The 19,458-nt window shown below is 74.0% G+C and carries 16 protein-coding genes; 8 read left to right on the top strand and 8 right to left on the bottom strand.

What is annotated here, in order from left to right; genetic code table 11:
- Positions 1-8 precede the first annotated feature (8 nt).
- Entirely contained in the window at positions 9-434 is a 426-nt protein-coding gene (locus ACIPYS_RS03760; protein WP_231977844.1) for an SgcJ/EcaC family oxidoreductase, read from the bottom strand.
- Positions 435-817: 383 nt separating this feature from the next.
- Between ACIPYS_RS03760 and ACIPYS_RS03755 the strand changes: the two genes are divergently transcribed.
- On the top strand, positions 818-1,885 hold the full coding sequence (locus ACIPYS_RS03755) for an isopenicillin N synthase family dioxygenase (protein WP_400742590.1): 1,068 nt from the start codon (positions 818-820) through the stop codon (positions 1,883-1,885).
- 156 nt (positions 1,886-2,041) lie between these two features.
- Positions 2,042-2,776, top strand: a complete 735-nt coding sequence (locus tag ACIPYS_RS03750; RefSeq protein ID WP_400742587.1) for a MerR family transcriptional regulator — start codon at positions 2,042-2,044, stop codon at positions 2,774-2,776.
- A gap of 12 nt (positions 2,777-2,788) precedes the next feature.
- Here the strand turns inward: ACIPYS_RS03750 and ACIPYS_RS03745 are convergent, their stop codons facing one another.
- The 4 genes from ACIPYS_RS03745 to ACIPYS_RS03730 form a co-directional block, all read right to left on the bottom strand.
- The gene (locus ACIPYS_RS03745; protein ID WP_400742584.1) at positions 2,789-4,975 is read right to left on the bottom strand and encodes a 3-hydroxyacyl-CoA dehydrogenase NAD-binding domain-containing protein; all 2,187 of its coding nucleotides are present in this window, start codon (positions 4,973-4,975) and stop codon (positions 2,789-2,791) included.
- Between the two features lie 54 nt (positions 4,976-5,029).
- Positions 5,030-6,244, bottom strand: a complete 1,215-nt coding sequence (locus ACIPYS_RS03740) for an acetyl-CoA C-acetyltransferase (protein WP_093862622.1) — start codon at positions 6,242-6,244, stop codon at positions 5,030-5,032.
- A gap of 124 nt (positions 6,245-6,368) precedes the next feature.
- Positions 6,369-7,511, bottom strand: coding sequence for an acyl-CoA dehydrogenase family protein (locus ACIPYS_RS03735; RefSeq protein ID WP_093862621.1), 1,143 nt, complete (start codon positions 7,509-7,511; stop codon positions 6,369-6,371).
- Between the two features lie 27 nt (positions 7,512-7,538).
- Positions 7,539-8,849 (bottom strand): CaiB/BaiF CoA transferase family protein, encoded by a 1,311-nt coding sequence (locus ACIPYS_RS03730; RefSeq protein ID WP_400742579.1) that lies wholly within the window; start codon positions 8,847-8,849, stop codon positions 7,539-7,541.
- A 197-nt stretch (positions 8,850-9,046) separates the two neighbouring features.
- On the opposite strand from ACIPYS_RS03730, the gene ACIPYS_RS03725 reads away from it, so the two are divergent.
- The 4 genes from ACIPYS_RS03725 to ACIPYS_RS03710 all read left to right on the top strand — a co-directional run bounded on the left by ACIPYS_RS03725 (position 9,047) and on the right by ACIPYS_RS03710 (position 13,198).
- The gene (locus tag ACIPYS_RS03725; protein WP_400742576.1) at positions 9,047-10,213 is read left to right on the top strand and encodes a hypothetical protein; all 1,167 of its coding nucleotides are present in this window, start codon (positions 9,047-9,049) and stop codon (positions 10,211-10,213) included.
- Entirely contained in the window at positions 10,210-11,601 is a 1,392-nt protein-coding gene (locus ACIPYS_RS03720; protein WP_400742572.1) for a sensor histidine kinase, read from the top strand. Before ACIPYS_RS03725 ends, ACIPYS_RS03720 begins: the two co-directional genes overlap by 4 nt.
- Positions 11,598-12,362 (top strand): response regulator transcription factor, encoded by a 765-nt coding sequence (locus ACIPYS_RS03715; protein WP_093862618.1) that lies wholly within the window; start codon positions 11,598-11,600, stop codon positions 12,360-12,362. Before ACIPYS_RS03720 ends, ACIPYS_RS03715 begins: the two co-directional genes overlap by 4 nt.
- A gap of 173 nt (positions 12,363-12,535) precedes the next feature.
- Positions 12,536-13,198, top strand: a complete 663-nt coding sequence (locus tag ACIPYS_RS03710) for a Pr6Pr family membrane protein (RefSeq protein ID WP_093862617.1) — start codon at positions 12,536-12,538, stop codon at positions 13,196-13,198.
- A 97-nt stretch (positions 13,199-13,295) separates the two neighbouring features.
- Here ACIPYS_RS03710 and ACIPYS_RS03705 read toward each other — a convergent pair whose 3' ends face one another.
- Together ACIPYS_RS03705 and ACIPYS_RS03700 are read right to left on the bottom strand one after the other, a co-directional pair.
- Complete coding sequence (locus ACIPYS_RS03705; protein ID WP_093862616.1) at positions 13,296-13,670, bottom strand: toxin Doc; 375 nt, start codon at positions 13,668-13,670, stop codon at positions 13,296-13,298.
- Between the two features lie 27 nt (positions 13,671-13,697).
- Positions 13,698-13,910 (bottom strand): hypothetical protein, encoded by a 213-nt coding sequence (locus ACIPYS_RS03700; protein ID WP_093865213.1) that lies wholly within the window; start codon positions 13,908-13,910, stop codon positions 13,698-13,700.
- 237 nt (positions 13,911-14,147) lie between these two features.
- Between ACIPYS_RS03700 and ACIPYS_RS03695 the strand changes: the two genes are divergently transcribed.
- Positions 14,148-15,809: a S41 family peptidase gene (locus ACIPYS_RS03695; protein WP_400742566.1), complete on the top strand. Its 1,662-nt coding sequence runs from the start codon at positions 14,148-14,150 to the stop codon at positions 15,807-15,809.
- 3 nt (positions 15,810-15,812) lie between these two features.
- Here ACIPYS_RS03695 and ACIPYS_RS03690 read toward each other — a convergent pair whose 3' ends face one another.
- Positions 15,813-17,420: an ABC-F family ATP-binding cassette domain-containing protein gene (locus ACIPYS_RS03690; protein ID WP_400742564.1), complete on the bottom strand. Its 1,608-nt coding sequence runs from the start codon at positions 17,418-17,420 to the stop codon at positions 15,813-15,815.
- Between the two features lie 526 nt (positions 17,421-17,946).
- Here ACIPYS_RS03690 and ACIPYS_RS03685 point away from each other — a divergent pair.
- On the top strand, positions 17,947-19,269 hold the full coding sequence (locus ACIPYS_RS03685; RefSeq protein WP_093862613.1) for a hypothetical protein: 1,323 nt from the start codon (positions 17,947-17,949) through the stop codon (positions 19,267-19,269).
- The last annotated feature ends 189 nt before the right edge of the window (positions 19,270-19,458 follow it).

Genomic DNA, 19,458 nt, shown 5'->3' with positions numbered 1-19,458 from the left:
GGTGCGGCTCATTCACCGACCACCGGGGTGTTCTGATTGGCCGTCAGCAGCCAGCGGCCGTCCTCCTTGGCCATCACGTACAGCGGGCTGCCCTCGTCGCCGACCTGCTCACCGGCGGCGTCGAGGTACCGCTGGCGGACCTTGACGGCGGCGACGTCGGGGCGGACGAAGAACACGTGCGACACCTCGTAGGTGGCGGTGTTGCCGGTGCCGGAGAAGCTGCCGGGGAGCACCGCGCGGGTGAACTCGGCGATCGCGTCCCGTCCGAGGAGGACCTTGCCGTGCCCGGTGGTCCAGATCGCGTCCTCCCGGAAGAGGTCGATGAACACCTCCGGGAGTTCGTTGACCTGCGCGTGCTGGACGGTGGCGACAACCTGCTGGATGGCGGCGAGCTCGGCCTCGACGGAACCGGCGTTCATGAGTGCGTTGTTCATGTGGACAATCATGGAAGTTGAAGCTCGCTTGAGGTCAAGCGCCGCAAGGAATCCCGCCGCCCGGCCCCTTGCCGGAACGGCACGACGGGAGCACTATCTCGGCATGCCCATGCCATGAGCCCGGCCCCGGCGCCCATCACCCGAACGGTTGATCTAGGCTGGTGACGTGCTCATACTCGTTCGCCGTCGCCACGTGGACCTGCTCCGCGTGACCAGCATGTCCTGTCGACGCTCCAGCTGAACCTCGCACCCCACCCTCAGCGCGGCCCCGACCGGCCGCGTCCCCCTCCCCGGCCCCGGGCACACCCGCCGCACCAGGCGCGTCCCCGGCGTTCCCGGTCACCACCGGAGCCGGCCGGGACGAGACCCAGCGGATGTCATCCATGTCGCAGCAGCACCCCACCACCACCCCCTCGGCCACCCTCCCGACCACCGAGGACGCCCTCCCGGTGATCGAGGACGCCCTCCCGGTGATCGACCTCTCGCTCGCCCACGGCAGCCCGGCGGACCGCACCCGGCTGCACGACGCGCTCCGGGCCGCCGCCACCGGCGTCGGCTTCTTCCAGCTCGTCGGCCACGGGGTCACCCCGGCCGAGACGGACGCCCTCACCGACGCCATGCGGGCCTTCTTCACCCTCCCCGAGGCCGACCGCCTCGCCGTCGCCAACCTCAACTCGCCGCACTACCGCGGCTACACCCGCACCGGCGACGAGCGCACCGGCGGCAGCCAGGACTGGCGCGACCAGCTGGACATCGGTGCCGAACTGCCCCCGCACGTCCCCGCCCCGGGCGAACCCGCCTACTGGTGGCTGGAGGGCCCCAACCAGTGGCCCACCGCCCTGCCGGAACTCCGCGACGCCGCCCTGACCTGGATCGACCGGCTCGGCACCGTCGCCCGCACGCTGCTGCACGAACTCCTCACCGCGATCGGCGCCCGGCCGGACTTCTACGACTACGCCTTCGCCGGCCACCCGCACCTGCGGCTCAAGCTGGTCCGCTACCCGGGAACCGCCCCGGACGGCGCCGGCCAGGGCGTCGGCGCCCACAAGGACTACGGCTTCATCACCCTGCTCCTCCAGGACACCGTGGCCGGCCTCCAGGTGCAGCGCGCCGACGGCTCCTTCCTGGACGTCCCGCCGATGCCGGGCGCGTTCGTGGTCAACCTCGGCGAACTGCTGGAGGTCGCCACCGACGGCTACCTGAAGGCCACCAGCCACCGCGTGGTCAGCCCGCCCGGCGCCCGCGAGCGCTACTCCGTCCCGTTCTTCTACAACCCGCGTCTTGACGCCCACATCGAGCCGCTGGACTTCCCGCTCGCCCACCACGCCCCCGGCGCCACCCAGGACCCGGCCAACCCCCTCTACGCCGACTTCGGCTTCAACGAGTGGAAGGGCTACACCCGCGCCCACCCCGAAGTCACCCGCCGCCACCACCCCGACCTCGCCGCCTGAGGCCGGGCAGCCCCGTCCCCGGTGCAGGACGCCCCCCGGGCCCGCGCTCCGCCGTCGGAGCGCGGGCCCGGTCGCGTCCGTGGGCGTGGACCGGGTGGGACAGTGGTGTCACACTCGTGGTGTCACAGTGATGGTGCTACGAGACGGGAGGCGGGGGTGGAGGTGCGGCTGACGGTGGACGAGTTGGCGGCGCGGGCCGGGGTCACGGTGCGGACGGTGCGGTTCTACGGGACGAAGGGGCTGCTGCCGCCGCCGGTGCTCGGGGCCCGGCGGGTGGGGTGGTACGGGGCCGAGCACCTGGACCGGCTGGGGCTGATCGAGGAGCTGCAGCGGCAGGGGCTGACCCTGGCCGCGATCGAGCGGTACCTGGCCCGGCTGCCGCAGGACCCCACCCCGCTGGACCTGGCGATCCACCGGGCGCTGGTGGCCTCCTGGACGCCGGAGACGCCGGAGGAGGTGGGGCGCGAGGAGGTCGAGCGGCGGGCCGGGCGGCGGCTCTCGGAGGAGCAGGTGGACCGGCTGGCCGCGATGGGCGCGCTGGAGCGCACCGCGGACCCGGAGGTGTTCCGGGTGGACCAGGGACTGCTGCCGCTCGGGGTGCGGATCCTGGACGTGCCGATCCCGCTGGAGACGCTGCTCGCGGCACGCGCCGTCGTGGTGGAGCACAGCCGGGCCACCGCGCGGGAGCTGCACCGGCTGTTCCGGGAGACGGTCTGGCGGCCGTACCGGGAGAGCGAACCGGAGCCCGACGACGTGGAGCGGATGAAGGCGCTCACCGACCACATCCAGCCGATGGTGGCGCAGGCGCTGGTGACGGCGTTCCAGAAGTCGCTGCGGGAGGAACTGGGCGAGGCGGCCGCCGAGGAGCGGCGGGCCGCCCCGCCCGGGTGACGACGGGCCGGGTCAGTCGGTGAAGGTACGCCCCTCGGCGGCGATCCGCTCCAGCAGCGCGGGCGGCGCGAACCGCTCCCCGTACGCGGCGGCGAGTTCGCGGGCGCGCTCCGCGAAACCGGCCGGGCCGCCCGGGTAGCCGTTGATGTACTGGAGCACACCGCCGGTCCAGGCCGGGAAGCCGATGCCGAGAATGGAACCGACGTTGGCGTCCGCCACGGAGGTGAGCACGCCCTCCTCCAGGCAGCGGACGGAGTCCAGGGCCTCGCTGAAGAGCATCCGCTCCTTGAGGTCCTCGAACGGGATGTCCACGTCCGTGCGGGTGAAGTGCTCGCGCAGGCCGGGCCAGAGCCGGCCCCGGGCGCCGCTCTCGTCGTAGTCGTAGAAACCGGCGCCGCCGCTGCGGCCGGGGCGGCCGAACTCGTCGACCATCCGGTCCACCACCGCGTCCGCCGGGTGGGCGGTCCACTCGCCGCCGGCCGTCTCGACGGCGCGCCGGTACTCGTCGCGGATCCGGCGCGGCAGGGTGAGGGTCAGCTCGTCGAGCAGCGAGAGCACCTTGGCCGGGTAGCCGGCCTGGGCGGCGGCCTGCTCCACGCTGGCCGGCTCGACCCCCTCGCCGATCATGGCCACGCCCTCGTTGATGAACTGGCCGATCACCCGCGAGGTGAAGAAGCCGCGCGAGTCGTTCACCACGATCGGGGTCCGGCCGATCTGCCGGACCAGGTCGAAGGCGCGGGCCAGCGCCTCGTCCCCGGTCTGCGGGCCGCGGACGATCTCCACCAGCCGCATCCTGTCGACCGGCGAGAAGAAGTGCAGCCCGATGAAGTCGGCGGTGCGCTGCACACCCTCGGCGAGCAGGCCGATCGGCAGGGTGGAGGTGTTGGAGCAGAGCAGCGCGTCGGGTGCGACGACGCCCTCGACCTCCTGGAACACCTTGTGCTTGAGCTCCGGGTTCTCGAAGACCGCCTCGATCACCGCGTCGCAGCCGGCCAGATCGGCGGCGTCGGCGGTGGGGGTGATCCGCGCGAGCACCTCGTCGCGCTGAGCCCCGGTGCGCCGGCCCCGGGCCACCGCCTTAGCCAGCAGGCCCTCGGAGTAGGCCTTCCCGCGCTCGGCGGCCTCGACCGTGACGTCCTTGAGCAGCACCTCGATGCCGGCCTCGGCACAGGTGTACGCGATACCGGCGCCCATCATCCCGGCACCGAGCACGGCGACCCGGCGGACCGTCCGCTTCTCCACCGAAGCCGGACGCCCGGCACCGGAGTTGACCGCCTGGAGGTCGAAGAAGAGCGCCTGGATCATGTTCTTGCTGGTCTGCCCGCAGGCCAGCTCGGTGAAGTAGCGGGCCTCGATCGCCATCGCCGTGTCGACGTCCACCTGGGCGCTCTCCACGGCCGCCGCGAGCACGTTGCGCGGCGCCGGGTAGGGGGCGCCGGCCAGCTGCTTGCGCAGGTTGGCGGGGAAGGCGGGCAGGTTGGCGGCGAAGGCCGGGGTGCTCGGGGTGCCGCCGGGGATCTTGTAGCCCTTGACGTCCCAGGGTTGGACGGGAGCCGGGTTCGCCTCGATCCAGGCCCGCGCCCGCTCGGCCAGCTCCTCCGGGGCGGAGACGAGTTCGTGCACCAGACCGTGCTGGAGGGCCTGCGCCGGCCGGTACTGGCGGCCCTGCAGCAGGAACTTGAGCAGGGCGTCGGTGATGCCGAACAGCCGCACCGTGCGGACGATGCCGCCGCCGCCGGGCAGCAGGCCGAGGGTGACCTCGGGCAGGCCGATCCGGCTGGCCGGGGTGTCGAGCGCGATCCGGTGGTGGCAGGCGAGGGCGAGTTCCAGGCCGCCGCCGAGCGCACTGCCGTTGATCGCGGCGACGACCGGCAGGCCGAGCGTCTCCAGGGTGCGCAGGGCGCGCTTGATCCGCATCGACTTCTCGAAGACGGCGGCGGCGTCCTCCGGGCGCGCGGCGGAGAGCATCCTCAGGTCGCCGCCGGCGAAGAAGGTCTTCTTGGCGGAGGTGATCACCACGCCGCGCAGCCCGCCGGCGGCGCCGAGGCCGGCCAGCCGGGCGACGACGGTCTCGAAGTCGGCGGTGAACGCCTCGTTCATGGTGTTGACGGACTGGTCGGGGTCGTCGAGGACGAGGGTGACCACGCCGTCCTCGGCCTGCTCCCAGCGGATGGTGGTGGTGTCGCCGGTGTCGCTCATGGGGTTCTGGTCTCCTGATGGGGCCGGAAGGGGAGGAGGTCTCGGGGGCGCGGGTCAGACGCGCTCGACGACGGTGGCGATGCCCATGCCGCCGCCCACGCAGAGGGTGGCCAGGCCGTAGCGGAGGTCGCGCCGCTCCAGTTCGTCGATCAGGGTCCCGATGAGCATCGCCCCGGTGGCGCCCAGCGGGTGGCCGAGGGCGATCGCGCCGCCGTTGACGTTCACCTGGTCCGGGGAGAAGCCCATCTCCCGGACGAAGCGCAGCGCGACGGCGGCGAACGCCTCGTTGATCTCGACCAGGTCGATGTCGGCGGCGGTCAGTCCGGCCTTGGCGAGCGCCTTGCGGGTGGCGGGGGCGGGGCCGGTGAGCATGATGGTCGGCTCGGAGCCGGAGACGGCGGCGGAGACGATCCGGGCGCGCGGCCGCAGTCCGTAGCGCTCGCCGATCTCGCGGCTGCCGATGGCGACCAGGGCGGCGCCGTCCACGATGCCGGAGGAGTTGCCGGCGTGGTGGACGTGGTCGATGGCCTCCACCCAGTGGTACTTCTGCAGGGCGACGGCGTCGAACCCGCCGGCCTCGCCGATCGCGGCGAACGAGGGCTTGAGCCCGGCCAGGGTCTCGACGGTGGTGCCGGGGCGGATGAACTCGTCCCGTTCCAGGACGACCAGGCCGTTGCGGTCGCGGACCGGGACCACCGAGCGGTCGAACAGCCCGTCGGCCTGGGCCTTGGCCGCGCGGGCCTGGGACTCGGCGGCGAAGGCGTCGACGTCGGTGCGGGAGAAGCCCTCGATGGTGGCGATCAGGTCGGCGCCGATGCCCTGGGGGGCGAAGTTGGTCTCGTAGGCCGTCATCGGGTCGGCGAACCAGGCGCCGCCGTCGGAGGCCATCTTCACCCGGGACATCGACTCGACGCCGCCGGCCAGGATCAGGTCCTCCCAGCCGGAACGGACCTTGGCGGCGGCCATGTTGACGGCTTCCAGACCGGAGGCGCAGAAGCGGTTCTCCTGGACGCCGGCCACCGTGTCGGGCAGTCCGGCCGCGACGGCGGCGATCCGGGCGATGTCGGAGCCCTGGTCGCCGACGGGGCTGACCACCCCGAGCACGATGTCGTCGATCGCCGCCGGGTCCAGCCCGGGGAAGCGGCGGCGGATCTCGTGGATCAGGCCGACGACCAGGTCGATCGGCTTGGTGCCGTGCAGCGAGCCGGTGGCCTTGCCCCGGCCGCGCGGGGTGCGGATCGCGTCGTAGACGTACGCTTCGGTGGTCACGGTGGGCAGCCTTTCGGGGCGGGGTGCGGGGTGCGGGGTGCTCGGGGTACGGGTTGCCGGGTGCTGGGTGCGTCGGCGTGGCGGCCGGGGCCGAGGCCGGGGCCGGGGCCGGGCCGTGCGGGGTTCAGCCGAGGAGGGAGCGGCCCACGATCTCCTTCATGATCTCGGTGGTGCCGCCGTAGATGGTCTGGATGCGACCGTCGGTGAACGCCCTGGCCACCGGGTACTCGGTCATGTAACCGTAGCCGCCGTGGAGTTGGAGGCAGCGGTCGGCGGTGCGCTTCTGCAGTTCGGTGGCCCACCACTTGGCCATCGAGGCGTCCGCCGGGGTGAGCGCGTAACGGTTGTGCTCGGTGATGCAGCGGTCCACGAAGGCGCGGGTGACGGCGCACTCGGTGGCGAGTTCGGCGATCTCGAAGCGGACGTGCTGGAGCTTCGCCAGCGGCCGGCCGAACGCCTCGCGCCCCTTGACGTACTCGGTGGTGATCTCGACCAGGTACTCCGCCCCGGCGATCGCGGCGGCGGCGATGGTGAGCCGTTCCTGCGCGAGGTTGCGCATCAGGTACAGGAAGCCCTGGTCGAGCTCGCCGAGCAGGTTCTCCTTCGGTACGCGGACGTCCTCGAAGAACAACTCGGCGGTGTCCTGGGCCTTCTGGCCGATCTTGTCGAGGTTGCGGCCGCGTTCGAAGCCGGGCATGCCCCGCTCGACGACCAGCAGGCTGAGGCCGTGGGCGCCGCCCTCGGGGGTGGTGCGGGCGACCACGATCACCAGGTCCGCGAGGATCCCGTTGGAGATGAAGGTCTTGGCGCCGTTGAGGAGGAAGTGGTCCCCCCGGTCCTCGGCCCGGGTGCGGATGCCCTGGAGGTCGGAGCCGGTCCCGGGCTCGGTCATCGCGATGGCCGTGACGAGTTCGCCGGAGCAGAATCCCGGCAGCCAGCGGCGCTGCTGCTCCTCGGTGGCGAGCGAGGTGAGGTACGGGCCGATGATGTCGTTGTGCAGCCCGATCGCCAGTCCGGACGCCCCGGCCCGGGCGAACTCCTCGGCCAGTACGGCGGCGTAGCGGAAGTCGGCGTTCCCGCCGCCGCCGTGCTCCTCGGCGACGGCGAGGCCGAGCAGCCCCTGCCGACCGGCCGCCAGCCAGGCTTCGCGGTCCACGATGCCGGCCTTCTCCCAGCGGTCGTAGTGCGGCAGCACCTCCTTGGCGAGGAACGCCCGGACGGTGCCGCGGAAGTCCTCGTGCTCGTCGGTGAAGAGGTCGCGTTGCACGGCAAACTCCTTGGGAGGGTGTCGGGTTCAGGCGGTCGGCGGCGCGGGGGTGCGGGCGGGGGCGGCGGGGCCGGCGGAGGCGGCGGATTCGGCCGGACCGACCGGCTCGACGGGCTCGACGGGCCCGGCCGCCCCGGCCGCGAGCGAGGGCGCACCCCAGTCGCGGGCGACCTCGGCGGTGTCGGCTCCCGGCCGGGCCGGCGGACGGCGCAGCGCGCCGGGGGTGGCGGAGAACCTCGGTGCGGGGGCCGGCTGGACGACGCCGGCCACCTCGACGTACGTCCCCCGGCTCGCCAGGTGCTCGTGCGCATGGGATTGACGCATCGTCAGCACGGCCTCCACGCAGGCGTCCGACCCGGCGAAGACGAGCTCCCATTCGGCGCGGGTACGGCCGGCGAAGCGCGTCGCGATCCGGGCCCGCAGCTCGGGCCAGCGGGCGGTGTCCCACTGTCCGGGCGCGTCCGGGCCGAGCTCCAGCAGCCGGGCGAACTCGGCGTAGAACTGCGGCTCCAGCGCGCCGACCGCGAGGTGGCCGCCGTCGGCGGCCGGGTAGACGGTGTAGAACGGCGCGCCGCCGTCGAGGAGGTTGACGCCGCGCCGGTCCTGCCAGCTGCCGCCGGCCAGCAGTCCCTGGAGGACGGCGGTGAGGTGGGCGGCGCCGTCGACGATCGCCGCGTCCACCACCTGGCCGGCACCGGTGGCGCGGGCGTGGTGGAGGGCCGCGAGCAGACCGACGACCAGGTAGAGCGAACCGCCGGCGTAGTCGCCGAGCAGGTTGGCGGGGAGGGCGGGCGGCCCGTCGGGGTCGACCGCGGAGCCGTCCACGGGGACGGCCGCAGAGCCGTCCGCGGGGACGGCCGCCGTCGGGGCGACCAGACCGAGCACGCCGGCCACCGCCGTGTACCCGATGTCGTGCCCGGCCCTGGCGGCCAGCGGCCCGTGCTGCCCCCAGCCGGTCATCCGCCCGTAGACCAGCGCCGGGTTGCGGGCCAGGCAGGCTTCCGGCCCGACCCCGAGGCGCTCGGCGACCCCCGGCCGGTACCCCTCGATCAGCAGATCGGCCCGGGCCACCAGGTCGAGCACCTGCCCCGGCCCCTCGGGGGCCTTGAGGTCGACGACCACCGAACGCTTGTTGCGATTGGCGATGTCGTACGCCGGCTCGATGCCGAGCGGCGACGGCTCGGGGCGGTCCACCCGGACCACGTCCGCGCCGAGGTCGCCCAGCAGCATCGCGGCGAACGGTCCGGGGCCGATCCCGGCGAGTTCGACCACCCGGACCCCGGCCAGCGGCCCGCCCGCGCCGCCGCCGTGCACACCGCTGCCACCCACGGGCGCCACGGCCCCTCCGAGGATCGACGAAGTCTGACAGTAAAGCTGTAACACTCGCGATGATAGGCAAGCGACCCGCCGGTAACAAGACCTCCGGCCCTCCCCCGCCGGGACGGTGGCGGTCCACCCGGATCCCCCCGGCGGGGGAGGCGGATCCCGTCTCCGGAGGACGCGCGGGCCGCCCGACCCGCGCGACCGTGGGACACATGACCTCGATGCTCCCGCCCCGCGCACCGGCCCCGACCCCGACACCCGACGTGCCACCCGCTCCGGCCCCGGACGGCGTACCGGCCCCGGCACACCGCCCCGACGCACCGGTCGGCCGGGCCAGGGCCGTGGCGTCCGCGGTAGCCGTCGCGGCGACCGTGCCCTATCTGGGCCTCAAGCTGCTCTGGCTCACCGGCCACCCGGTCGGGGCCGGCGACGGCGACGCCATGGACGACCTGTGGCTCGTCAACCTGCTGACCTTCGGCATGGACACCGTCGCCGTCCTGCTCGCCCTCTCCTTCGTCCGGCCCTGGGGGCGCCGGGCTCCCGCCGGGTTGGTGGCCTTCCCGATGTGGGTCGCGACCGGACTGCTCGGGACCCTCCTGGTCGCCCTGCCGCTGTTCCTGCTCGCCACCCTGCTGCTCGGCCCGGACCAGGCGCCGCCCGGCACCGACGACGGGCCGAGCGGCTGGGTGTTCCCGGTGGTGTACGGCGGGTTCGCCGTCCAGGGGCTGGCGCTGATCACCGGCTTCCTGCTGTACGCGCGGGAACGCTGGGCCGGACTGCTGCGCCACGACAGGATCGGCGACCTCCCCCGCTCCCCCACCCTCACCACCCAACGGGCCTTCGCCTGCGTCGCCGCCCCGCTCGCCGCCGGGGTCGCGGCGGCCCGGGTGTACTGGGCCTGCGGGGGGACGACCGGGCTGCCGCTGGAGTGGCAGGAGTACCGCGGCCGGGGCGTGGCGGTGATGGACGGGGTGACGGCCCTGATGGCGGTGGCCGCCGGCGCGGCACTGCTGCTGCTGGTGTTCCGGGGCCGTCCGGGGTGGCGGCTGCGCGGACCGCTGGCCGTGCTGTGGACGGCGGCCGGGTCGCTGTTCGGCTGGGGATCCTGGCAGTTGGTGGCGTTCGGGACGTTCACGGCGGCGCCCGATCCCCGGCGGGCGGTGCCGGGCCTGCTGACCCTGGTGGAGTCCGCCCAGGTGGTGACCGGGCTGCTGGTCCTGGCGGTGGGCGCGATCGCCCTGGCCGAGCGGTCCGCGGCCGCCGCCGCCCCGACCATCGCGCGGGCCGTCCCGGGCACCGCTGGGGCCGTCCCGGACAACGCTCGGGCTACATCGGTCCCGCGCCGGATCCGGACGGCTGACGTAGAGTCTGCGCAATGATCACGGGGGCGGGGGCCGACCGGCAGGCGGACGCGAGCACGGGCACGGAGCACAGCACCGGCACCGACACCGGCACCGGCACCGGCACCGGCAGCACGGACACGGACACGGACACCGACCGGGCCGCGGGCCCCGTCCGCCGCACGCTGCGCGCCCTGTTCGGCCGGCAGGCCCGGCTGCGGTGGGTGCACCTGGTGCTCGGCGGTGCGCTGCTGATGCCGTACTGGCTGCTGTCCACCGTCCTGCTGGGCTCGCTCGACCCGCGCAAGGGGCCGCTGCTCCAGGTCCTGCTCTACTTCGCCGCCCTCGCCACCTCGCTCCCGATGGCCGCCGCCACCGCGCTGGTGCCGACCGTACGGGCCCTGGAGGGGGCGGCCGCACTCGCGCTCTGCGCGCCCGCCCGGGCGGGCGAGGTGGTGACCGGTCCGGCCCGGTCCTGGGCGGCCCGGCGGCGGTCGGCCGGCTGGTTCGTGCTGCACCTCGCGTTCGGCGGCATCGTCAGCGGGATGACGCTGACCGGCACGCCGTTCGCGCTGATGCTGATCCTCCGCCCGGTCGGCTTCGAGGAGTTGACGCGGTTCTGGGAGGACAGCGGCGTACCGGGACCGCTGCCCGGCCCGGTGCTGGGCCTGGCCCTGCTCGCGCTGATCGTCGGCACCAGCGCCGGCCTCGGCGGCCTGCTGGCCCGCTGGGCGCCCGTACTGCTCGGCCCGACCCCGGACGAGCGCCTGGCCGCCGCCGAGCGGCGCGCCACCGTGCTCGCCCAGCGCAACCGGCTGGCCCGCGAACTGCACGACTCGGTCGGCCACGCGCTGAGTGCCGTCGGCATCCAGGCCTCCGCCGCCGCCCGGGTGCTGCGCACCGACCCGGAGTTCGCGGCGGAGGCGCTGGCCGCCATCGAGGAGACCGCACGCGGGGCCGTCGCCGAACTGGACGCGGTACTGGGGCTGCTCCGCGAGGAGGAGCGGGCCGAGGCCGGCACGGCCGGACCGACCCTGGCCGGGTTGGACGACCTGTTGCGGCAACTCGCCAGGACGGGAGTGCAGGTGGACGCCGAGCTGGCGCCGGGCCTGGACCGGCTGCCGCCCGGGTTCTCCCGCGAGGCGTACCGGATCGTCCAGGAGGGCCTCACCAACGTGCTGCGGCACGCCGGGCCCGCACCCGCCCGGCTGCGGGTCTCGCTGGCCGAGGAATGGGTGGGGATCGAGCTGACCAATCCGCTCGACCGGCTCCGGCCCGGCCGGCCCGGCGGCGGACGCGGGCTGCGCGGGATCGGCGAACGCGCGGCGGCCCTGAACGGCGACTGCGCGGCCGGGCCGACGGACGACGGAACGATGTGGCGGCTGGCCGTCCGGCTGCCGGTGGGTACGGGAGGAGAGCAAGGGTGAACGGTCCGAGGAGCACGGCAGGGGTCGACCGCGGGGCGGCGGGGGCCGCCGGCCCGGTGCGGGTGGTGATCGCCGACGACGAGCGGCTGGTGCGGACGGGCCTGCGGGTGGTCATCGACGCCGAACCGGACCTCACCGTGGTCGGCGAGGCCGCCGACGGCGCCGAGGTGGTGCCGCTGGTGCGCGAACAGCGCCCGGACGTGGTGCTGATGGACGTCCGGATGCCCGGGATCGACGGCATCCGGGCCACCGAGCAGCTGATCGGCGGGATGGCCGAGCCGCCCCGGATCCTGGTGGTCACCACCTTCGAGCACGACGACCACGTGTACGACGCGCTGCGGGCGGGGGCGGCCGGCTTCCTGCTGAAGCGGGCCCGGGCGGAGGAGATGGTGCAGGCGGTGCGGCTGATCGCGCGCGGCGACTCGCTGCTGTTCCCGGCCGCCGTCCGCGATCTCGCCCTCCGGTACGGGGCGCCGTCCGCGCGGGACGCCCGTCCGGCGCCCGGCCGGGCTGCGGCCCCGGGCCGGGGTCGCACGCCGATCGAGCGGCGAACGCCGATCGAGCGGCTGACCGAGCGTGAGGGCCAGGTGCTGCGACTGATGGCGGCGGGCCTGAGCAACGGGGAGATCGCCGCGAAGCTCGTGCTCAGCCAGGAGACGATCAAGACGCACGTGGCCGGCGTACTCGCCAAGCTCGGCGCGCGGGACCGCACCCAGGCGGTCATCGCGGCCTACGAGTCGGGCTTCGTCCTGCCGGGCTGAGCCCGGCGTCCGGAGCCGCCGCCGAGGTGTCGGCCGAATGTCCCAGGGGCATCCACAGGGAATCCGGTCGGTGGAGGAACGTTTTTCCGCTCCCCCGGACCCACAGGTAGAGTGCGATCTTCCCCTTCGACGTCCGATACCTCCTGTATCGCCCGAAAAGAACTGGTGGCCGCATGTCAGTCCGGACCAGCCCGGCGCTCTGGTGGCGCGCCGGCATCGTGCTCTCGACGGCCCTCGGTCTGAGCCTCCAGACCGCGCCGCTGGTGTACTTCACCGTCCAGAGCAACGTGATCGTGCTCGGCTACTTCATCGGCGCCGTGTACTGGATGCTGAAGCGCGGGACCACCGACGCGCCCGCGCCCCGGCTGCGCGGCGCCGCCACCCTGTACATCCTGATCACCGGACTGGTCTCGCACATCCTGCTCGAGCACGGCGCCAACCCGTTGCCCGGCCTGTTCGACGGGCCGGACAAGCTCCAGCACTGGTCGTCGTTCTTCGTGCACTACGTCACCCCGGTACTGGTGATCGTCGACTGGCTGGTGTTCCGGCCCCGCAACGCCTCCTCCTGGCGGGACATCCCGCTCTGGCTGACCTTCCCGCTCGGCTACGCGGCGCTCGTGCTCGTCCGCAACGCGCTGTTCTCCAACTACCCGCTGCCGTACCCGTACTTCTTCTTCGACCCCACCACGAAGGGGTACGGCTACGTCTGGGGGCAGATCGCCCTGCTGACGGTCGAGTTCGTGGCGCTGGCCGCCGTCGTGGTCGGCCTGGACCGGCTGGGCACCCTGGTCCGCACCAGGCTGGGGCGCGACGGCACCACCCCGACCGGGGCCTGACGGGGCGTCGGCCCTGGGGCGGGTGTCGACTCCGGGGCGGACGTCGACTCCGGAGCCGGTGTCGACCCCGGTCCTGCGCCGGACCCGGCATCGGGCCTCAGATCCGCCAGGACCGGATCCGGTCGGCCGCCGCGAACACGTCCGCCCGTCCCTCCACGATGTCCCGGGCCAGCTCGACCAGCGCCCCGTACGGCGGATCGACGCCCTCGCCCGCCGCGTGCATGTACGCGGCCGTCGCCATGCAGGCGAAGAGGTTGTTGCGCAGCGGCAGCGGGCGCAGCAGCACGATGGTGTGCATCAGGGTGGCGGCGCACCAGGCCGGATCGGCCTCGTGGCCGAGCTGAGCGGTGTTCACCCGGTGCCGTGCGACCGCCGCCTGGAGTGCCGAGTAGTCGCGCACGCTGAGGTCCTCGGGCGAGGCCAGCTCCTGGATGTCGAGCAGCCAGCGCAGATCGACGCGCGGAAGCAACATCGCGCCCCCCTCCCGTGACGGCACCGCTCAGGCCGCGGGCGCGTCCTCCGGGAAGGCCCGGTCGAACTCCTCGCGGTGCTCGTTCCAGAACGCCACCGCGTGGGAGACGAACACCCGGCGCTGCTGCTCCCGCACGCTCAAGTCGTGCACGTACGCCTTGACACTCTTCCCGTCGGCGGCGGCGGCCTCGCGGATGGCGGCGAGTTCGTGCTCCGTGTACTCGATGCTGAGTGCTGGCATGGCGCCGATGGTACTGGAGCCCACAGGAGTTGGACACTGAGCCGACAACCCCGAGAGCACTCGGGGAGCGTCTGGTCCGCAGGTCGGAGCCGGGTGCGCCGAGGCGTACCCCCGGGGTACAGGTGGGGACGGATCCGCAGGTTGACGTGCCGGGACCGGTCGGGCCCGTACCGTCGGCCCTGGACGGCGGAGAGGCTCCGCGGGGGACGCCCGGACCGGAGAACGGCAGGGGACGACATGGGTATCGGACGGCGGAGGCCTGCGGGCCGGACGACCAGGGCGACAGGGGCGGCGGGGGCGGTCAGGGCGGCGGGGGTCGCCGCGGTCGCGCTCGCGGTCACGGCGGGGACCGTCGGCGCGGCGGGTGCCGTCGGCGCCGCGCCGGACGGGGGCGGCGACGCGAGGCGGCCGGGGGTCGACCGGCTGGAGGGCGTCTGGCGGACGGACGGCTACGGCATGATCGTCGAGATCCGCGGAACGACCTTCACCACCTACGACGTGACCCGGATCAGCTGCACCCCGGGCTTCTACTCCGGCACGCAGATCGGCGCGCCCGGACGTGACGGCACCGTCCGGTACGGCCAGTCCGGCAAGGCGTACGCGTCGTCCTCGCTCACGCCCCGGGGACGCGACCGGGCCGTGTACTCGGAGGACGGCGCCGCCTCCACCAAGGACTTCACCCGGCTGCCCGGGCTCCCGGCCCAGTGCCGGCAGCCCGCCCCGCAGGACGCGCTCGCGACCTTCGACCGGTTCTGGGCGACCTTCGAGGAGAACTACCCCTTCTTCGCCGCCAAGGGCGTCGACTGGCGCGCGCAGGGCGCGCGGGCACGGGCCGGCATCACCTCGCGGACCAGCACCGACGACCTGCAGAAGATCATCGTGGGCCTGCTGGAACCGCTCGGCGACGCGCACACCGCGCTGGGCCGCAAGCGCCCCGACGGCGGGTACGACGGTGTCTTCGGCGGGCTGCGCCCGGGCACCGCGGAGCCCACCGACGACGTCCGGGAGCAGGCGGCCCGGGCGGTGGCCGCCCAGCTCCTCGCCCCCGAGCAGACCTTCGGCCGGGGCCTGCTCGGGGTCGGCGAACTCCCGGGCGGCATCGGCTACCTGCGGGTCAGCGCCTTCGACGGCTACGTCGACGACGGCCCGTACCAGGACCACGCCGCCGAGCTGGACAAGGCGCTGGACCTCCTGCTGGCGCACCCCGAGCGACTGAACGGCGTGGTGGTCGACCTCCGGCTGAACGGCGGCGGTTCGGACCAGCTGGGTCTGCGGATCGCCTCCCGGCTCACCGACCGGCCGTTCCTGGCCTACCGCAAGGTGGCCCGCAACGACCCGGCCGACCCGAGCAGGTTCACCCGGCCCCAGCCGAGCGTGGTCCGCCCCGCCGCCGGCTCCACCCGGTACACCGGACCGGTCGCCCTGCTGACCGCCGGCTCGACCGTCAGCGCGGGCGAGACCTTCACCCAGGCGATGGCGGAGCGACGGCCGGCACCCGTCCGGATCGGCGAGAACACCCAGGGCGTCTTCTCCGACGTCATGTTCAAGCCGCTCTCGGCCGACCTCGTGGCCGTCCTGCCGAACGAGAAGTTCCTCACCCGCTCCGGCAGCACCTTCGACGGACCGGGTGTCCCGCCGAACGTCCGCACCCCGGTGTTCACCCCGGAGGAGCTGAGCCAGGGCCGCGACTCGGCACTGACCGAGGCCCGCAGGCTCCTCTCCGCCGGGCGCACCGGAGCGACGGACGCCACAGACACCGCTGACACCACGGACACCACGGACACCGCTGACGCCACGGACGCCACGGACGCCACGGACGCCACGGACGCCACGGACGCCACGGACGCCACCGGAGCCTCGGCAACCGCCGGGGCCGGAGCCGCAGCCGCCCCCCGCTGACCGTCACATCGGATCCACCGTCCTCAGCTCGCCGTCCAGCTCCAGCCAGCGGGTGATGCCGAGGCCGCGCAGGAACGGCAGGTCGTGGCTGGCGACGATCAGCGCACCCCGGTAGGCGGCGAGCGCCTGGGTGAGCTGGCGCACACTGGCCAGGTCGAGGTTGTTGGTCGGCTCGTCGAGCAGCAGCAGCTGCGGCGGCGGGTCGGCCAGCAGCAGCGCGGCCAGGGTGGCCCGGAACCGCTCGCCGCCGGAGAGCGTGCCGGCCGGCTGGTCCGCCCGCCCGCCGCGGAACAGGAACCGGGCCAGCCGGGCCCGGATCGCGTTGTCCCCCGCGTTCGGAGCGAACAGCTTGACGTTGCCCACCACGGTCAGCTTCTCGTCCAGCAGGTCCAGCCGCTGCGGCAGGTGCCGGAGCGACACCGGGGCGGTGATCGTGCCGGAGAGCGGGGCGAGCTCGCCCGCGACGGTGCGCAGCAGCGTGGTCTTGCCCGCGCCGTTGCGGCCGACCAGGGCGATCCGCTCGGGCCCGCGGAGGTCCAGCTCCGCGGTGATGCCGTTCGGCAGCCGCACCCGCTCCAGGGTGAGCACGGTGCGCCCGGCCGGAACGGCGGTACGGGGCAGGTCGATCCGGATCTCGGCATCGTCCCGCACGGCCTCCTCGGCCGCGGAGAGCTTGCGCCTGGCCTCCTCCAGCCGCTCGGCGTGCATGCCCTGGAGGCGGCCGGCGGTCTCCTGGCCCTGGCGTTTGAGCTTGCCGGCGAAGATGTGCGGATCGTTGCGGGTGACCGAGCGCTTCTTCCCGTAACTGGCGCTGCGCTCCAGCCTCGTCCTGGCGTCGACCAAGTCCCTTTTCTGGCGCTGGACATCGGCCTCGGCGTGGCGCAGCAGCCGCTCGGCGGTCTCCTGCTGGGCGGCGACGGTGCGCTCGTACTCGGCGAAGTTGCCCCCGTACCAGGTGACCTGACCGTCCCTCAGTTCGGCGATCTGGTCGACGTGCTGGAGCAGCTCACGGTCGTGGCTGACGATCACCATCACCCCGCCCCAGCCGGCCACCGTGTCGTAGAGCCGCTCACGGGCCGCCCGGTCGAGGTTGTTGGTCGGCTCGTCGAGCAGCAGCACGTCGGGGCGGCGCAGCAGCAGGGCGGCCAGCCGCAGCAGCACGGCCTCGCCGCCGGAGAGTTCGCCGGTGGTGCGGTCGAGGCCGAGCCGGCGCAGGCCGAGCCGGTCGAGCAGGGCGCGGGCGCGCTCCTCGACGTCCCAGTCGTCGCCGATCGCGTCGAAGTGGCGCTGGTCGGTGGATCCGGCCTCGACGGCGTGCAGGGCCTCGCGCGCGGCCCGGACGCCGAGCGCCTCGTCGACCCGCAGGCCGGTGTCCAGGGTGAGCCCCTGCGGGAGGTAGCCGATCTCGCCGCCCACCTTCACGGTGCCGGAGGTGGGCGTGAGTTCGCCCGCGAGCAGCCGGAGCAGGGTGGACTTGCCCGCGCCGTTGAGACCGATCAGTCCGGTGCGGCCGGGGCCGACGGCGAGGTGGAAGCCGTCGAGGACGGGCCTGCCGTCCGGCCAGTCGAAGGAGAGGTCGGTGCAGAGGAGCGAGGTGGTGGGTTGTGCCATGGAGGCCTCCCGAGGGTCTGCCGGACGCGGCCGGTCACCGGACGTGGTCGTGGGACGACACGGGGAGACACCGCGGGTGCGCGCGGGACCGGGGTGGGGCCGGGACGGGGCTCGGGTCGTCAGAGCGACGGGGGACGCCGGGCCGGCTCACCACTGAGGTCGGGCACTCGCACACTCACGGACCGCGCGGGCAGCACTGGGGCTGCGGAAGGGCAGCGAAGTCGCTGCGGCGCGGCGGGGGCGGTGTCTCGGGACCCTCAGTAGAGCAACGGCCTTCTCCTGTTCTGGCGGGTGGCAGGGATCACGCTACGGAGGCCTCCGGTGGTGTGCAACCGGTTATTCCGGTGCCGATCGCGTGCCGATCCGGTGACGGCGCCGCTCCGGAACGGCCGACGGCCGGATGCCGTCCGCCGCGCATGGCAGACTCCTCCCCTGCCACACCCGCCACACCCGCGGCCCGTCCGCCGCTGGATCCGTGGCGGGTACTCACATCCGTGGTGTGCATTCACAGGGGGAACCGAACATCATGTCATCGATATCCCGGGCGACGCGTGCCGCGCTGGGCGCCTCCGTCGTCGCTCTGACGATGGTCGTCGCGACCGCGTGCGGTCCGGACAACAGCGACCCGGCCGGCGGCCAGACCGCCGCCGCTCCCGGTGGGACGACCGCCGCGGCCACCGCGGGCGCCACCGACAAGCCGGGCGGTCTGCCGCCGATCAAGCTGCCGACGGCCGACGAGCTGAAGAAGTGGAACTTCGACGACTGGGACAAGTGGGCCCAGCAGAACGTCGTCTCCCCGGCCGTGAAGGGCTTCTGGGACCTGCAGAAGATCCTCAAGGCCAAGCCCTACAAGCCGGGCCCGGGGAGCCAGCCGACCGCGCAGCCCACGGCCCAGCCGACCGGTGCGGCGCCGGCCCAGCCGACCACCCAGCCGCCGGCGCAGCCCACCGCGCAGCCGACGGCGGCCCAGCCCACCAGCGCCGCCCCCGCCCAGCCGGGCGGCAGCGGCGGCACCGGTGGCGGCACCGGTGGCAACGGCGGCGGCAGCCAGAACGACCCGCAGCCGAAGCTGGTCGAGATGAAGCCCCTCCCGCACCCGTTCGCCAAGCCGGCCCACGTCAACGGCAAGCTGTTCTTCCAGGACGGCAAGCAGGACTACGTCTGCTCCGGCACGGTCGTCTCCGACCCCGCCAACCCGGGGAAGAGCAACCTCGTCTGGACCGCCAGCCACTGCCTGCACGGCGGCAAGGGCGGCAAGTACCACACCAACATCACCTTCGCCCCGGCCTTCAACAGCAGCGGCGCGGTGAGCGCCGGCAAGCAGGGCACCCTCGCCGACGCCGAGCCGTACGGCGAGTGGGGCGCCGTCGCGGGCATGGTCGCCCCGCAGTGGACGGCCGAGGCCGACCCGGAGAACGGCGGCCCGTGGAGCCAGTACGACTTCGGCATCCTCAGGGTCGCCAACCCGGACGGCAGCGCCAAGTCCCTGGAGGAGGTCGTCGGCGGCTCGGTACCGGTCTGGTTCAACGCCCCGCGTGAGCAGATCGCCTCGGTCAGCACCTACGGCTACCCGGCCGCCAAGCCGTTCGACGGCATGGAGCTGGAGCACTGCGAGGCCGGCAGGCCGGCCCGCCGCTCGATGGACCCGTCCCGCCCGACCATGCTGATGACCGGCTGCAACGGCAGCGGCGGCGACAGCGGCGGCGGCTGGTTCACCACCAAGGACGGCAAGCAGGTGCTGGTGTCGGACACCTCCATCGGCGGCTCCGACAACACCTGGGAGGCCGGCCCGTACCTGGACGACGTCGCCCAGCACGCGCTGGAGTACTTCTCCAAGAAGAGCAAGTGACCCCGGTCACCCGCTGAACTCCCCCGCCGGGGGCGGTGGCACCCCGCGTGCCGCCGCCCCCGGCGGCGTTCCCGCCCGCACCCGCCCGGGCGGCCGCCGCTTCCGCGCCCCGGCCGGCTGCCCGGCCGCGTCCGGGTCGGTCCTCCCCCGCGCGCCGGCCCGCTTCCCGCCCGCGCCCCGGCGCACGCC

It is taken from the genome of Kitasatospora sp. NPDC089913, assembly GCF_044748625.1.
In the GTDB taxonomy this organism is placed as follows: domain Bacteria; phylum Actinomycetota; class Actinomycetes; order Streptomycetales; family Streptomycetaceae; genus Kitasatospora.
This window is presented reverse-complemented; position numbering and strand designations above follow the sequence as displayed.